The following is a 16003-nucleotide window of genomic DNA, read 5'->3' as shown; positions in this document are numbered from 1 at the left end:
CCGGATCCCGGATTTCGACATGGCCGCCAATGTGATCTAAGTCACATCCGAAAGACGTCGAAGGCCGGGGATCGCCTCCGAGGTAGCGGCAAGCACTCACCAAGGAGGACGAGATGGACACGATGCCGAGCGCCGAACTGAAAGCCCTGGACCGCCTGGTCGGCACCTGGACGGTCACCGGCGGCGCCGAGGGAACGGTGCGGTACGAGTGGATGCCCGGCGGCTTCTTCCTGCTCCAGCACGTCGAGCTCACCCAATTCGGCCAGCAGGTCACCGGCCTGGAAGTGATCGGCAACCTGCACCCGTTCGGCGAGCCGGTCAGCGCGGACGTGGTGTCGCGCTTCTACGACTCGGCCGGCAACACGCTTGACTACGTGTACGAGCTGACCGGCGACAAGCTGACCATCTGGGGCGGCGCGAAGGGCAGCCCGGCGTACTACGAGGGCACGTTCAGCGCCGACGGCACCACGGTCACCGGCGAATGGGTCTACCCCGGCGGAGGCGGATACGCATCGGCCATGACCCGGATCTGACACCGGCCCGCCACGCTCACCCGGCGATCCCCCGGTGGCATGGAGTTGTCCACGCGGGGGCAGGTCAGGGGAGGCGCCGTACGGAGTCGGTGACCTTGCCGTCCTCCATCTCGGCGGAGAGCTTGAACGAGCGGGATTTCACCTCGGCGGAGAACCAGCGGACGCCGCCCGGACCGCCCGCCGGACCGAGCGGCAGCTCTGCCGAGGTGCCGTCCGAGTAGCTGATGCGCACCTTCCTCGCTCCGGTCCCCGCGAAGCCGATGAGGACGTTGTCGCTGGGCAGGTCGAGCTCCATCACGTCACGCATGATCGTCAGCGGCGCCCGGCCGTACTCCGGCTTCCACGGTTCGAAGCTCCCGCCGCCACCGTCCACGATTTTGGCCCGGCGGGAGAGCACGCGCAGCGCGTACGTGAAGGTTCTCCCCTGCAGTCCGGCGCTCATGGCCCAGGCTCGTTCGGCGTTCCTGCCGTGCGTGACGACACGCAACGGACGGTTCTCCTCGTCGGCGGGCGGGAACAGCAGGTCGGGAGGGTACTCCAGGATCTGGCCACGCGCCCGCTCGACGGCTTCAGTGCCGGCTGGGCGCAGCCCTCGTACGAACGCGTCCACCACCTCGTCGGCCAGACCCAGCGCGGACACCTTGACGATCATGCCGTTCTCCCGCCAGAGCCGGACCTTGGGCATCATGAGGGCCGGATCCTTGTGCACCCAGTCCATGCTGAGCGATCCGCTGGACAGGAGGTCGCCACCCGCCAGGCCAGTGGTGCCGCGGATCTCCCGGGGCTCTCCCATGACCGTGGCGCCGGTGAGAATCTCCATGCCGGCATCGCCGGGCAACTGGCTGACGGAAATCCTGGCGCGCGCCCGCCGGTTGGTCCAGACCTGCTCCGTTCCGCCGAGTTCCGCCCGCCAGCCGGCGATCGGCAGCGAACCGGTCTTGACGAGGTCCAGCCCCTGCGGCAGATGCGCGGCGTCGATCCGGGGCCGCCGCAGATCCTCTGCCACTCCGTTGGCCGCCCTGATCAGCTCGGCCTCCGGCAGCCCGTGGCCCAGCACCGCGAACGACTCGAAGTCCTCGCTCGACCTCACCGGCCAGGTGATCCAGCGGTGCTGTCCCGATCCGCCCATGGTCGCCTCGTGCTTGTCCAGCTTGACCGGCTTTCCACCGTACGGCTGATCCCAGTCCTCCGACTCGGTCACCAGGACGGCCAGCGTCCTGTCGCCGGGCGTGTCGCCTTCCGCGTACGCCGTGACCGGATCCTGCTCGGCCTCCGATGTGACCAGCTGCTCCAGATGGAGGTCTCCTGGACGGTCCGGCAGAAGCAGCGCCGCGGCGGCCTGGCCTGGAGTGGGCGCAGGATGAGCCTGCTGGGGGTCCGCCACGTTGCCGCCGCATCCCGCGCTCAGGACGATGAGGGCAGCCGCCACGAACACCCGCAAGGATCTCATTCCTGCTTTGATGCGATCTTCCGCGCGCGAGTTCGCGCGACGGGGTTTCTTGCCTGACTTTCCCTGAACCAGGTCGTCTACCGTGCCGGCAGGCGGCCGGATCCGGAATCGACAGCCTCGGCGAGGCGGGCGGCGAGGAACTCGCGTTCGGCCTGGTTGCCGGCGAGGTCCAACGCCGCCCGGTAGGCGAGGGCGGCCTCGCGGCGGCGGCCGAGCCGGCGCAGCAGGTCGGCTCGGATGGCCGGAAGGTAGTGGTAGGCAGCGACGTGCCGCCATGGTCGGCTCGGAGACCAGGAACGCCTTGGCGATGTCGCCGGTGCCGACCCCGCACACCAGGCGCAGGGTCAGGGCCACTTGGGCCTCACGGGCCAGCGCGGGGTGGCAACAGGTGAAGATCAGCCGCAGGCGGTCATCGGGGATCGCCTCGTCGTCGGGCTCCTCCATGTCGACTTCGTCGGGTTCTGCGAGCAGCGGCATTTTCGCCCGGAATGCCTGGTCCCGGCGCAGCACGTCCAGCGCTTTGCGTTTGGCGGTGGTGGTGAGCCAGGCGCCGGGCTTGCGGGGCACGCCGTCGTGGGTCCAGGCCTCCAGTGCGGCGAGGTAGGCGTCCTGGACACACTCCTCGGCCAGGTCGAGGTCGCCGGCGACGCGCGCCGTCGCGGCGAGCACGAAGGCCCACTCGCGACGGTGCGCGTCCGCCACGGCGCGTTCGACCGCGGCCCTGCTGTCGTCGCTCACTCGGCGGGCGGGACGAACAGCGGCCGGACCTCCACGCCGCCGCCGTCCAGGTGGACCGGGTTGAGCTTGGCGATCTTCAGGGCGACGTCGAGGTCGGGCGCCTCCAGGATGAAGAACCCGGCGACGACCTCCTTCGCCTCGATGAACGGGCCGTCGGTGACCAGGTCGCCGCCGCGCACGGACGTGGCCGTGGTGCTGGGCTGCAGCGCATACCCCGCGACAGCGCGCCCGCCCAGTTCCTCGACCTGGGCCGGGTACCGTTCGAGCGCTTCCTCGTACTCGGGCGAGATCTTCATGGGGTCGGCCGGTGCCGGCATGTAGACCAGGACTCCGTACTGGGGCATCAGGCCCTCCTCCTTGATGGTCATCCTCTCTATCACCCGACGAACAGGAACAGCCGACATCGACAGCGGCCCGGAGGAATTACTCCGGCGCGCCGGTAACCGGCTCGAAGGCGTAGCCAACGGCCCGGCCGGCCTCGCGCTGCTGCCCCGCGTAACCGTGCCGCCGCGTCGCCGGGGGCAGGTCAGGGCACGCGCAGGTTGGGGCTCCGCGTGAGCCCGAGGAGGCCGAGCAGGTCGTCCATCATGTGCTCGAACAACGGCATCGGGTTGTCGAACGCGAATTGGTGGTGTCCGTAGACGGCCATGCAGAGCAGCCCGTAGATCTGCCGCCAGCAGATGATCATCAGGAACACCACGCCGATCGGGAACTCCAGGCCGACGGTCTCGCGGTAGGTACGCAGCTGCGGCACCAGGGCGGGGTCGATGTCCTCGTCCGCGGGGAAGGTCAGCCGTCCTTCTCGCCACAGTTGCGCGAACCGCTGCCCGAACAGGCCGCCCAACTCGCGCGCGATGACCATCGGGATGTCGTCATCCGACGCGGCGACCTTGGGGAAGCCGGCTCCCATGAGCAGGTCGAACTCGACCTTGTTGGCCAGCGACCAGTCGAGCACGGCCCGGGTGGCGGCGTGCAGCTGGGCGCTGATGTCGTCGGGGTCCTGGCGCTGCACGGCCTGGGAGACGATGTCCATGAACTCCGCGGTGACGTCGTCGTAGACGGCGCGGACGAGGCCTGCCCTGCCGTTGAAGTAGCGGTAGAGAGCCGGGGGCGTCACCCCGACCTCGCGGGCCACGGCTGCGAGGGTGAGACCCTCGACGCCCTCCTCGGCGGCGATCCTCCGGGCGACTGCCTTGGCATCGCGTTCGAGCTCGGCCCGCAGTCGTTCCCGTCGCGTCAACGCTGTCACCCGCCCATCTTGTCTGGTCTCGTCCGCAGCTGCCACTTGCGGTTAATAGGCGACACATGGTTAATAGTATTCACTCTTTTATGGATCATCATTGAAGCGATGCGAAGGAGACCTTGGATGGGTAACCGCAGAGGCGGCTGGCCGGCGACGACGGTCGCGATCCTCCTGGCGACCGCCGGCTGTGCGGCACAGGCCGGCCCTGCCGCCCCGTCGCAGCCGGGCCCGAGCGTCGCCGTCACTGCGGACGCCAGGAAGGCGGCGCTGGCCGAGGCGGCCAAAAGCCTGCCCGCCTTACTTTCCGCCCCGGGGCCGGTCGCCTGCTCGGAGCAGGACGGGCAGTGGCAGGCCACGGCCTACGACGACGCCTTCCGCACCCGTACCGCGGCCTTCTCCAGCACCACGCTCGCGCCCCTCTTGACCGAGATCGCCACGAAAGCCGGCGGACAGGAGGCGTTCGTGCGCAGCCTGTGCGGCGAGAAGGGAGACCCGGGCGTCAGCCCGGTCTCGCTGGACGGCCGCCGGGTCGCCGTCCAGGTGGACTTTCCTGCCAGCGGCGATCCGACGCATGTCGGCTGGCTGGACCTCGGCACCGGGACGTTCACGGACCTCACCGACAAGTCAAACAAGAAGGGGTACGTCAAGGAGACGTTCTCCGACAAGTACCCCGGATTCGCGCCCGACGGGTCGTTCTGGTTCCTGCGCGACTCCCAGCAGTTCTTCTCGGCGGACCCGAACGGCCGGCTGACCCCGCGCCGGCTCAGCCTGGCCTGTTTCAGCAACCGGAACGAAGACACCTTCTACCAGGTCGTACGGTCGGTCGCCGTCATGTGCGAGGGCACCGTCCACCCCTCCGGGAGGTTCGCGGCCAACCCCAGTCGCGTGGCCAAGGGGATGACCCTGGTCCAGGGAGCCGAGCTCGACATCCTCGCGAACACGGTCGACCGGTACGCGAACGCCCCGCTCCCCCTGCCGTTCGGCATGAAGGTCGCCGTCCGCGACGACGGACGCCTGCAAGACTGCGGCCCCGTCGCCTGGGTCAACACCACCGACCTGCTCTGCGCGGGAGCGAGCAACGACTTCTACACCGTGCAGATCGACCCCAGGACCGCCCGGAACGACATCGAGTACGTGCAGTCCACCGAGGTGAAGGTGAAAGCCGAGATCGCCCCCGCGACCGAGACAACGATCAGCTCGGTGGCGCTCTCCCGGGACCGCCGCTCCCTGATCATCGTGGCCGATGCGGACAACACCGACACGGACCGGCTCTACCGCGCCAGCCTGATCTCCCCCTCCGACCCCGTGGAGATCGGCCCGGTCCCGGCGGAGTCGAAGGAGCACTTCACCCTCCTGAGCAACTACCAGCAGCCCGTACGCGCCGCCGGCACCTCGCACTGACGGGTGCCCTCGGCGGCGGCCAGGACGTCGCGGTGACGGCGTTGGGTGAGGGAGGTCGTCCGCTCCACAGCGGACGATGACGGGAAAGGGGGATTACCCGCTCCTTTCCACTCTCAACGTATAGCGCACCGGGGGGCTTGCGGCAAGACCCGGGTCGTGCCGCAGAATCGTCGGCCGAGGCCAGAATCTGCGGATATGGGGGACGCGCAGTGCGTGTGTTGTTGTCGACGTATGGGTCGCGCGGGGACGTCGAACCGTTGGCGGGACTCGCGGTGCGGTTGCGGGAACTCGGCGCGGAGGTGCGGGTGTGCGCGCCGCCGGACGAGGAGTTCGCTGGGCGGGCCGGGTGGCCGAGCTGGGCGTCGGCGCGGCGCATGACGGTCCGGCCCCGACCGCCGAGTCCCTGTCAGCCGCGCTCAGGACGGCGCTGGCCGCCGAGACCCGGGCACGAGCAGCAGCCGTGGCCGGCACGATCCGCACCGACGGGGCGGCGGTGGCCGCGAGGCTGCTGATCGACGCGATCAGCCGGGAAACGGCGGCGCGTGACCACGCGGGATCGCCGTACAGACGCCTTGCTGCGCACAATGGCGCAAGCAATCTCACATCGGAGCCAATGACTTGAACCCCCTGACCACCAGCGCTTTCGACCTTCCCGACAACCTCTCCACCAAGGCCGACCCGGCGCTGATCGCCGGCGATGAGCAGCACTTCGCGGCCATCGCGGAGAGCCTCGAGCAGTCGATCGCCGAGCTGTCCGACCGCCTCGATGCCGAGCGCAAGTCGCCCGGCGGCAAAGGCCGGCAGGCGATGGACCGGGACATGGAGATCCACCGGCTGACCGCTCGCCTGCGCGCGCTGCGCCGCTTCGGGCTGGACCTGTGCCTGGGCCACATGGTCAGCGCGGACAACCCCGAGCCCGTGTACATCGGACGGCTCGGCCTCACGGACAGCGCGGGTCGCCGGCTGCTGCTCGACTGGCGCTCCCCCGCGGCTGAGCCGTTCTTCGGAGCCACCCACGCCAACCCGATGGGCCTGGCGAGCCGCCGCAGGTATCGCTGGACCCGCGGCCGGATCAGCGACTACTGGGACGAGGTGTTCACCTCGGACGGGTTCGAAGGGCACGCCGCGCTCGACGACCAGTCCGCCTTCATCGCCAGCCTGGGCGGCAACCGGTCGGGCCGGATGCGGGACGTGCTCGGCACCATCCAGGCCGACCAGGACGCCATCATCCGCGCGGGCTCCCGCGGCGCTCTCGTCGTCGACGGCGGTCCGGGCACGGGGAAGACCGTCGTCGCCCTGCACCGCTCCGCCTACCTCCTCTACTCCGACCCTCGCCTCGGTCACCGCCGGGGCGGTGTGCTGTTCGTCGGTCCGCACCAGCCCTACCTGGCCTACGTCGCCGACGTCCTGCCCAGCCTCGGTGAGGAGGGCGTGCGGACCTGCACCCTGCGGGACCTCGTCGCCGAGGGAGCCGCGGCGGCGATCGAGACCGACCCGGACGTGGCCCGCCTGAAGTCGTCCGCGAACATGGTGACGGCGATCGAGCCGGCCGTCAGGTTCTACGAGAACCCGCCCACCAAGGGGATGACGGTCACGACCCACTGGTCCGACATCTGGCTGAGCGCCGACGATTGGGCCGAGGCGTTCGAAGCGGCAGAACCCGGCGCTCCGCACAACGAGGCGCGCGACCAGATCTGGGAGGAGCTGCTCACGATCCTGGTGGACAAGCATGACGACGACGACGTCTCGGCTGACCTGGTCCGCAAGTCGCTGCTGCAGAACAGGGAGCTGCTCACGACGTTCAACCGCGCGTGGCCGCTGCTCGAAGCGACCGACCTCGTCGGGGACCTGTGGTCGGTACCCGCCTACCTGCGGATGTGCGCTCCCTGGCTGAGCCCCGACGAGGTCCGGCGGCTGCAGCGCGCGGACGCCCAGGCCTGGACGGTGTCCGACCTGCCGCTCCTGGACGCGGCCCGGCAGCGGCTCGGCGACCCGGAGGTGTCACGACGCAAGCGCCGGCATGACGCCGCCGTCGCGGCCCAACGCGAGCGCATGGCGCAGGTCGTCGACAACCTGATCGAGGCCGATGACGACGGTGAAGGTCTGGTGACGATGCTGCGCGGACAGGACCTGCAGAACAGCCTGATCGACGAGACCGCACTACCCGGCACCGACCCGGACCGGCTCGCCGGCCCGTTCGCGCACATCGTCGTGGACGAGGCGCAGGAGCTCACCGATGCGGAGTGGCAGATGTTGCTGCTGCGCTGCCCGTCCAGGAGCTTCACCATCGTCGGGGACCGCGCCCAGGCCAGGCACGGGTTCACCGAGTCGTGGCAGGAACGGCTCGAGCGGATCGGGCTCGACCAGATCAACCTGGCCTCCCTGAGCATCAACTACCGGACGCCGGAAGAGGTCATGGCGGAAGCCGAGCCGGTCATCCGGGCCGTGCTCCCGGACGCCAACGTGCCGGCCTCCATCCGCAGCAGCGGCGTCCCCGTCGTGCACGGATCTGCTTCGGATCTGAGCTCGATCCTCGACACCTGGCTCGCCGCGCATGCCGAGGGGATCGCCTGCGTCATCGGCGATCCCACGTTCCAGGAGACGTCCCGCGTCCGGTCGCTGACGCCGGAGCTGTCGAAGGGGCTCGAGTTCGACCTGGTCGTCCTCATCGACCCGGAGGAGTTCGGCGAGGGCGTCGAAGGAGCGGTCGACCGCTATGTCGCCATGACCCGCGCGACCCGGAAACTCGTCATCCTCACGAGCTCCTGACGACGGCCGGACGAACGCCTGGGGCCGATACGGCGGTCGCCGGATGCCCGGCGACGGCGACCGCACATGGCGCGGTCGCCGTCGCCGCCATTACCCATCCCTCACTCAGGCACTCGCTGCCGGCGTCAGGGACGTATTCCAGAAGTCGGCGTACCGCCCGCCGCGGCGGAGCAGCTCGTCGTGGCTGCCCTCCTCCACGATCCGGCCCTCGTCCAGGAAGACGATGCGGTCGGCGCGTTGCACGGTCCGCAGCCGGTGCGCCACCATCACCACCGTCCGGCCCGCCATCAGGCGCTCGATACCGTCATGGACGGCCGCCTCGTTCACCGGGTCCAGTGCGGAGGTCACCTCGTCCAGCAGCACGACGGGCGCGTTCTTCAGCAGCGCTCGCGCGATCGAGACACGCTGGCGCTCGCCACCCGACAGCAGTGCGCCGCCCTCGCCGACATTCGTCGCCCATCCGCCGGGCAGCCGCTCGACCACTTCGTCCAGCCGCGCCGCGGTCGCCGCCGCCCGCACCTCGGCGTCGCCGGCGTCGGGACGGCCGAGACGCACGTTCTCCTCGATCGTGCCGTCGAAGAGATAGACGTCCTGGAAGACGATGGCGATCTGCGCCATCAGCACTTCAGTGTCGATCGCGCGCACGTCCACACCCCCCATACGCACCGCGCCCGCGTCCACGTCGTAGAACCGCGCGAGCAACTGCAGCAATGTGCTCTTGCCCGCACCCGACGGGCCGACGACGGCAAGCCGCTGTCCCTCCGGCACGGACAACCACACGTCGTCGATCACCGTACGGTCGCCATGCCGGAAGGCGACGGAGTCGAACTCCAGGTCATGGCGTTCGGGCTGGACCGGTTCGCGAGGTTCCGGCAGCGGCTCGGTGCGCAACACCGTGTCGAGTCTCGCCAGCTCGGAACGCGCGACGCGTAGCTGGCCGCCGATGTCCGACAGCGACAGCAGCGGATCCGCGCAGCGGGCGGCCAGCACCAGGATCGTCAGAATCTCCGCAGCACCGACATTCCCGCCGAGCGCGAGGTAGGTGCCCAGGGCCAACAGCACGGTGAACACCGCCTGCACGGTGAGCGTCAAGCCCACCACCCCAGGCAGCGCCGACAGCGTCAAGCGGCGGGAGGCGCTCTGGAGCTCCTGCAACGAGTCGTCGAGCAACCGGAAGCGTTCGACGGTCCGGCCGCCGGCGCGCAGCACCGGCTGGGCCTGGAGATATTCGATGACTCGCCCGGTGGCCTCATGGTCGCGTTCGACGCGCTCCGCATCGGCGGCGGCCATCGAGCGTCCCGTCCAGATCTGGATCGCCGCCACGACCGGTACGGCGACCAACGCGGCCAGCCCCATGCGCCAGTTGAAGGCAAGCATCACGACAACGATCGTCAGGGGGGTCACGCAGGCGGAGATGAACGGTGCCAGCAGATGCGCGATCACGCCCATCGCCTGCAGGACGCCGCGGCTGGCCAGGACGGACACCTCCCCGACGCGGCTCCCGCTGTACCAGCCGATCGGCAACCGAGCCAGATGATCGCCGAGGCGGCGATACATGCCGTGCAACAGCGTGGTCCCGGCGCGGAACCCGGACAGGTCGCTGACATAGCGCAGCACCGCGTAGACCGCGACCGCGGCCCCGAACGCGAGCAGCCAGGGCCGCGCGTCTCCGGGGGCGCTCCCGAACAGTTCCCGCAGCACCGGAACCAGCAGTGCGTATGACAGACCCTCGACTATCGCGGTCGTCGTCATCAGGGCCACGGTGCGGCGCACCGGCTGGGCGTACTCGTTGCCCAGCACGCGCAGCAGCATTCGAATCATCGGGGCTCGTCTCCTTGCAGTACGCCGACGTGGGGGGCGATCGCCGATCGCTGGGATTGCCAGAACGCGGCGAATTTTCCGTTCTGCGCCAGCAGCTCGGCGGGCTTGCCGCGCTCGACGATCGACCCGTTCTCCAGCATCACGACGGTGTCGGCGTCGGCGATCGTCTCCAGGCGGTGGGCGATGACCAGGACCGTCCGATCGCCCTCCAGCGTCGCCAGGGCTCGGCGCACCGCCTGTTCGGTCTGGGGATCGGCGAAGGCGGTCGCCTCGTCGAGCACCAGAACGGGCGCGTCGGCGAGCAGGGCGCGGGCGATCGAGATCCGCTGTGCCTCGCCGCCCGACAGTCCGGCCTCTTCGTTGATCACCGTGTCGTATCCGCGCGGCAGCTCAAGAATCCGATCATGAATATTGGCCAGCCGGGCGGCGCGGATCACGTCGTCGAGGTCGGCCTGCGGCACCGCCAGCGCGATGTTGTCCGCGACCGACGCGCGCAGCAGGCGGACGTCCTGGAAGACGAAGGAGACCATCCGGTAGAGCTCCCGGCTGCCGAGCTCGCGCAGATCGACGCCGCCCAGCCGTACCGAGCCGTGGGTCGGGTCGAAGAAGCGTGGCAGCAGCTGGACCAGTGTGGACTTGCCGCTGCCCGACGGCCCGACGACCGCGGTGACCGTCCCCGGCTCGAGCACCAGGTCGATCCCGCGCAGCACCTCATGATCGGCTTCATAACCGAATCGAACGTCACGCAGTTCCACCCGGTGGCCCTGTGGCGCGACCGGGCGCGCAGGCTCCGGTAGCGACTGGACGGCGAGCACGTCCCGGATCCGGCCGACCGCGCGCCGGGCGGCCTGCATGTCGTCGAAGCCGTGCCCGAGGGCCGCCACCGGAGCGGTCACTCCCAGTCCGAGCAGCAGGAAGGGCAGCAGGTCGGCCGGGGCCATGCCACCGGTCGTGATCAGAACCGCGCCGCCGATCAGCACGGCCAGCAGCACGAACGGCGGCGACAGCGCCACCTGCATCCCCGCGGCGATCCCGGACAGACCGCGCACCATCCGGAGGAAGCTGCCGACGAAATCGTCCGTGGCCGTCCGGAACTTGTGGTGGACGCGCTCGGCTCCGCCGAACGCCTTGACCACCGAGATGCCCTGTACGAACTCGACGACGGAGCTCGCGATCCGTCCCATGGCCGCGTCGAAGTCCTCCTGCTCACGCAGCCTGGCCGGGGTCATCATCAGGGGGACCAGCGCCACTGCCAGCACCACCGGGATCAGCGTGATCAGCGTGAGCCGCCAGTCGACGGTGAACAAGTAGATCAGCGACACCAGCGGGACGACGAACGCGGCGACCAGCTCGCCGGGGGTGTGGGCGATGAACGGGTGCACGGCGCTGACGTCCTCCCCCACCACCTTCGCCAGCTCGCCGGTCCGGCGCCGGGAGAACCACCCGATCGGTACGCGCCCCAGCCGCGCGGCCAGTTGCCGGCGGAACGACAGTTGCACCTGGCCGTCGAGAATGTGCCCGAGTCCGGACGACGCGGCCGTGAACAGCAGTCGTACGAACAAGCCGGCCGCACCCGCGATCACGATGGTCCAGACCTGACCGTGATCGATCGGGCCGGGAGACAGCAGGGCACGGCCCAGCTCGACGACCGCCAGCAGCGGCGCCAGACCCGCGACGGCGCCGATGACCTGCAGGATGACAACGGCGCCGAAACTCCATCCGTACGGGCGCAGCAGCCCAGCCAGGCTCTGTCCCGCCGCGGAATCGGCCTGCGGTGGTGGTGTGGACTGCTCCCCCGCCTTGGCGAGGTCGGTGGCGTTCATCGCTCTCCCGAATTCGTCGATCTTGTTGCGACCAGGCGCGTGGCCGGGCCGATGGTGGTGTTCGAGGGGTCCGGCCTAAACTTCGGTCCGCTTCTCCAGCCGGCTGCCACGCGGCAGGGTGACGGCCATGATGTTGCTGGGGATGTCCAGCTGGATGCGGTGCCATCGCCCGCGCGGGACGATGGCGGCGATTCCGGCCGTCAGCCTGATCTCTTCCTCCTGTTGTCCCGGCAGCTCCGGACGGAGGTAGAGGCGTATCTTCCCGATGAGGCAGGACACGACCTCCTCGGCCTCGGGGTGGACTTCCCAGTGGTCGCCGTGGACGTCGGCGTCGGTCTTCGCATGGAAGGCCGTCAGCTGCCAGCCGTCCTGGTCGTAGTCCGTCGCTCTCTTCTCGGCGTGAACCTTGCCGCCTTGGTGAAGCTGGAAAGAGGACGCGAAGAGATCGATCGGGGTGACACTCATGCCGAGGCATCCTTCCTACGGTGATCTTTCGACTGGTGGATCGCCGGTCAGTTCCGGGCGGCGAGCGCATCGCGGTCATCGATCTGCTCAGCCCGTACCGGCAGGCTGGTCCGGCGCAGGACGGTGAGGGCGATGAGGGCGGCGGCGACCAGCAGCGCGGCGCCCAGGGTCAGGCCGAGTGCGTACCCGTCGGTGAGGGCCTCGGGTGTGGCGGTCGGGCCGGTGCGGTGCTGGGCCGCGGTGCCGAGTACGGCAAGACCGAGCGAGGCGCCGATCTGGCGTGAGCTGCTGAGCAGGCCCGAGGCGGTGCCGGCCTCGTGGGGCGCGACTCCGGCGGTGGCGGTGGAGACGACCGGTCCGAGGCAGAGCCCGAAGCCGACGCCGGCGACGACCGAGGGCCCCAGGACGTCGGTGATGAAAGCGCCGTCGGGGCTGATCAGGCCGAACCAGGCGAACCCGGTCGCGGCCAGCAGTCCGCCGACGACCAGAAGGGTGCGCGGTGCGAGACGGTAGCCGAGTTTGACGGCGAGCACGGATCCGGCGACCACGCCGAAGGCGAACGGCAGGAACTCGACCCCGGCCAGGGCCGGCCCGGTCCCGAGTACTCGTTGCAGGTAGAGGGACATGAAGTAGAAGGACGCGGCCATGGCCGCACCGACCAGGAGGTTGTAGGCGTTCGCGCCGGTGAGCGAGCGGTTGGCGAACAGGCCGAGCCGGATCAGCGGTTCGCGGGCGGTGGTCCGCTCGACGTGGACGAACGCGGCCAGCAGCGCGGCGGCGACCGCCAGGGTCGTCAGGGTGGTCGGCGAGGTCCACGCATATTGGTCGGTGCGGACGATGCCGAACACCAGCAGGGTCATGCCCGCCGTGCCCAGGACCGCGCCGAGGACATCCGTACGGCCGCCGCGAACCGAGGGCGGACCGGCGGCGACGCCCCGCCAGGCCAGGGCCAGCGCGCAGGCCGCCATCGGCACGCTCACGAACATCACCCAGCGCCAGCCCGCGTACTCGGTGAGCAGGCCGCCGATCAGGACACCGAGTGCGCCACCGGCAGCGTTCACCGCGCTCCACACCCCGAAGGCCCGGACGCGGGCCCTCCCCGTGGGGAACGTCGCGGTCAGCAGCGCCAGCGCGGCCGGGGCCAATGCGGCGGCCCCGATGCCCTGTATGGCGCGAGCGGCTACCAGCTGGCCTGGCTCCTGAGCGAAGCCGCCGAAGAACGAGGCCAGCCCGAACAGGCCGAGCCCGAGCAGCAGGACCCGCTTTCGACCGTACCGGTCGGCCGCCTTGCCGCCCAGCAGGAGCAGCCCGCCGAAGGTGAGCGCGTAAGCGTGGATCACCCAGGTCAGGCCCACCGCACTGAAGCCGAGGTCGGCAGCGATCTGCGGGAGTCCGACGTTCACGACCGACAGGTCCAGCGACACCATGAACTGCACGACGGCCACCGCGGCGAGGGTGCGCCGCCGCGTGGATGTACGGCCGGGGGTTCTCATGACCGCAATCGTCGTCCAACTGCTGTTCAGGGGCGTCCTACAGGCGAAGTCATCTGCCGCTACCACGTCGGGACCAACGCCTGGCCGGACTACGACGCGGGGAGTAGTCGAGTGCGGCGGCGAGTTCCCCTACCGCCGGCACGCCATCGTGCGAGGCCGGCCGGGCTTGCGCCAGATCGGCGAAGCGCGCACTTCACGCCGCCTTCGAACGTGTCGCCGAGCTCGGTGGACATGCCGGACGGCAGGGCGGCGACCAGGCCGGCGCCGTCGGCCAGTCGCAACGCGGCGTCCACGTTGGCCCTGGCATGGTTACCCGAGCGATGGATCCCGGGTCATGCGTCCAACGCGTAGGACCGGTCGATCAGCTCCGTCATCGCCTGCCGGAAGTTGCGGCGTTGTTGCTCGCTCCAGCCCTCTGTCAGCCGGTCGAAGACCTGCTCCTGCCAGTCGTGGGCTTGATCCAGCATGGTATGGCCGAATGAAGTGAGTGTCGCCTGGCGCCGGCGACCGTCTGCATCCGATGCCTGCATGGTCAGGTATCCGGCCTCTGTTGCGCTCTTGACCAGTCGCGATGCACCGCTCTGGTCGATGCCGATTTCGTGGGCCACGGCGTTGACCGTTGCTGCGATTCCTCGTCGGGTCAGCGTATGGACGGCCTCGGTGACGAGCACGAGCCGGCCTTGTTCGGCCACCTTGTGGCCGGCCGGTAGCCTCCGTGACCAGTACCGGACAAACGCGAACAAGACCTGTCCAGGCCGCGCGGTGCTCATTCGGTGGCCGCCATCTCGCGGCAGATGTAGGCCAGCTCCAGTGCTTGCTTCAGATCCGGCAGCCGGAGAGCAGCCGTCACCTTCCCGTCGGCTACCCGGAACACCGTCGCCACTCGAGTTGAAGCCTTGCTCTCGGGCCAGGTGGCGTCCTCCGCCACGACCATGAGGCGCTCGCTGATCGGATGCCACGATCGCGGGCGCAACGTGATCCCAGAGCGTTCCACCCACTCCGCGAACTGCTCAGGCGTGATCGGTCCGGCGCCCTTCGGGCCCAGGACGACGATCGGATCGCCGACCGCCCTCGCTGAACGCTCCAGGTCGCCCTCGTTCACGCTCGCGTGCCACTCGTTGATGGCTGCTTCCAGTGCCGGCTCCATCCCGGAAGTCTATGCGGAACGCATACATATCTGGAAGCCGGGGGTCAGAGGCAGCTTCCGAGCACCGCACCATCCTCACCACCGCACAGCGGCCTGGGACGGCTCTCGACCTGAACGGAGGGCGCCGACGTGGACTCGACGCCTGACGTGGCGGACGTCGGGGGCTGTCATCTCAACCCAGCGCGGCGGGCGGCGTGCGGCGAAGAGCGGGGCGGTGCGCCAAGGTGGCCCAGGCTCAGCGCCAGAGCCACTGGGGCCTGGCGTCCCGGACAGGTGCGGGAGTTGGCGTTCTCAGCAGGTGGCGGCGCGGGCGAGGCTCTCTTCGATCAGCTGGAGGACTTTGAGGGCTTCGGCCTGCTGGTCGGGGGTGAGACCGGCGGCGGTGGCGGTTTCGAGCTCGGCCCAGATGTCTTCGATCTGCTGACGGACGGCCTGGCTGGCGGGGGTGGGTTCGATGATGGTGGCGCGCTTGTCGGTGGGGCTGGGCTTGCGGCGGACGAACCCGGCGTGCTCGAGGCGCTGGATGGTGCGGGTCATGGTGGCGGCGTCGGAGCCGAGCATGCGTACCAGGTCGGCCTGACGCTGGGGACCGCGGTCCCACAGCTGCATCATGACCAGTTCCTGAGTGGGGTGGAGGCCGACGCGGCGCAGGAGCTGGGCGGCGAGCATGCGGTGCAGACGTGCCACGCGGAGGATCGCGTGGTTCATCCGCCCCGCCTGGACCGAGGCGGGCAGCGGCGCGCACGCCACGTCCGCACCATCGCCGGAGCACATGTCTTCGCCGGCGTCCTTCGGCCTGCTCACGCGGTCACCTCACAGTCGTGTGATAGATGCTCGAACAGGCATAAGTTTACCGCCACACCTCGAGCGCCGTGCGCGTGCGACGAAACTCCGCGACCTTTATGGAGATCCGCGAGACGGTGGCGCATGTCACGCAGGTACGGGAATGGGCTCCAAGATTTACTTGTTCGGACAGGCAATGATGGCCGCTTGGGCGCCGTCGTGACCTGTGATCGCCTGAACGGCGGTCTTCTCCGAGAACAAGGAATGTGATCATGCCAACGGCATTCGACTCCTTCGAACTGGGCGGCAAGCGCCTGGCCAGCCGCATCGCGATGGC

14 protein-coding genes are annotated in these 16003 nt (G+C 69.6%); 4 read left to right on the top strand and 10 right to left on the bottom strand.

All coding sequences use genetic code 11. The features are described from left to right. The first annotated feature begins 113 nt into the window (after positions 1-113). Positions 114-533 carry a hypothetical protein gene (locus ACIBVN_RS17640; RefSeq protein WP_397137463.1) on the top strand — a complete coding sequence of 140 codons (420 nt, stop codon included), beginning with the start codon at positions 114-116 and terminating at the stop codon, positions 531-533. Positions 534-597: 64 nt separating this feature from the next. On the opposite strand, the gene ACIBVN_RS17635 is transcribed toward ACIBVN_RS17640, so the two are convergent. The 3 genes from ACIBVN_RS17635 to ACIBVN_RS17625 all read right to left on the bottom strand — a co-directional run bounded on the left by ACIBVN_RS17635 (position 598) and on the right by ACIBVN_RS17625 (position 3970). Next, positions 598-2721, bottom strand: a complete 2124-nt coding sequence (locus tag ACIBVN_RS17635; RefSeq protein WP_397137461.1) for a sigma factor — start codon at positions 2719-2721, stop codon at positions 598-600. After that, positions 2718-3089, bottom strand: a complete 372-nt coding sequence (locus ACIBVN_RS17630) for a YciI family protein (protein WP_397137459.1) — start codon at positions 3087-3089, stop codon at positions 2718-2720. Before ACIBVN_RS17630 ends, ACIBVN_RS17635 begins: the two co-directional genes overlap by 4 nt. A gap of 158 nt (positions 3090-3247) precedes the next feature. Then, positions 3248-3970 (bottom strand): TetR/AcrR family transcriptional regulator, encoded by a 723-nt coding sequence (locus ACIBVN_RS17625; RefSeq protein WP_397137458.1) that lies wholly within the window; start codon positions 3968-3970, stop codon positions 3248-3250. 117 nt (positions 3971-4087) lie between these two features. Here ACIBVN_RS17625 and ACIBVN_RS17620 point away from each other — a divergent pair, with 117 nt between their 5' ends. The 3 genes from ACIBVN_RS17620 to helR all read left to right on the top strand — a co-directional run bounded on the left by ACIBVN_RS17620 (position 4088) and on the right by helR (position 8134). Next, a complete protein-coding gene (locus ACIBVN_RS17620) occupies positions 4088-5365 on the top strand; it encodes a hypothetical protein (protein WP_397137457.1) in 1278 nt (425 codons plus the stop codon). Positions 5366-5711: 346 nt separating this feature from the next. Beyond that, positions 5712-5987 (top strand): hypothetical protein, encoded by a 276-nt coding sequence (locus ACIBVN_RS17615; protein ID WP_397137456.1) that lies wholly within the window; start codon positions 5712-5714, stop codon positions 5985-5987. Further along, positions 5984-8134 carry an RNA polymerase recycling motor ATPase HelR gene (gene helR, locus ACIBVN_RS17610; protein WP_397137455.1) on the top strand — a complete coding sequence of 717 codons (2151 nt, stop codon included), beginning with the start codon at positions 5984-5986 and terminating at the stop codon, positions 8132-8134. Before ACIBVN_RS17615 ends, helR begins: the two co-directional genes overlap by 4 nt. A 105-nt stretch (positions 8135-8239) precedes the next feature. Here helR and ACIBVN_RS17605 read toward each other — a convergent pair whose 3' ends face one another. The 7 genes from ACIBVN_RS17605 to ACIBVN_RS17575 form a co-directional block, all read right to left on the bottom strand. Continuing rightward, positions 8240-9955: an ABC transporter ATP-binding protein gene (locus ACIBVN_RS17605; RefSeq protein ID WP_397137454.1), complete on the bottom strand. Its 1716-nt coding sequence runs from the start codon at positions 9953-9955 to the stop codon at positions 8240-8242. Further along, on the bottom strand, positions 9952-11778 hold the full coding sequence (locus tag ACIBVN_RS17600) for an ABC transporter ATP-binding protein (protein WP_397137453.1): 1827 nt from the start codon (positions 11776-11778) through the stop codon (positions 9952-9954). The genes ACIBVN_RS17605 and ACIBVN_RS17600 overlap by 4 nt, the downstream gene beginning before the upstream one ends. A gap of 75 nt (positions 11779-11853) precedes the next feature. Then, complete coding sequence (locus ACIBVN_RS17595) at positions 11854-12243, bottom strand: cupin (RefSeq protein WP_397137452.1); 390 nt, start codon at positions 12241-12243, stop codon at positions 11854-11856. A 47-nt stretch (positions 12244-12290) separates the two neighbouring features. Beyond that, positions 12291-13736, bottom strand: a complete 1446-nt coding sequence (locus ACIBVN_RS17590) for an MFS transporter (protein ID WP_397137451.1) — start codon at positions 13734-13736, stop codon at positions 12291-12293. Between the two features lie 332 nt (positions 13737-14068). Then, positions 14069-14506 (bottom strand): MarR family winged helix-turn-helix transcriptional regulator, encoded by a 438-nt coding sequence (locus ACIBVN_RS17585; RefSeq protein ID WP_397137450.1) that lies wholly within the window; start codon positions 14504-14506, stop codon positions 14069-14071. Beyond that, positions 14503-14883 (bottom strand): hypothetical protein, encoded by a 381-nt coding sequence (locus tag ACIBVN_RS17580; RefSeq protein ID WP_397137448.1) that lies wholly within the window; start codon positions 14881-14883, stop codon positions 14503-14505. Before ACIBVN_RS17580 ends, ACIBVN_RS17585 begins: the two co-directional genes overlap by 4 nt. 291 nt (positions 14884-15174) lie before the next feature. Beyond that, positions 15175-15687, bottom strand: a complete 513-nt coding sequence (locus tag ACIBVN_RS17575; protein WP_397137446.1) for a MarR family winged helix-turn-helix transcriptional regulator — start codon at positions 15685-15687, stop codon at positions 15175-15177. Between the last annotated feature and the right edge of the window lie 316 nt (positions 15688-16003).

Source organism: Nonomuraea sp. NPDC049400, from assembly GCF_044466425.1.
GTDB lineage: Bacteria > Actinomycetota > Actinomycetes > Streptosporangiales > Streptosporangiaceae > Nonomuraea.
The sequence above is the reverse complement of the archived record's forward strand: the minus strand, read 5'-3'. Positions and strand labels throughout refer to the sequence as shown.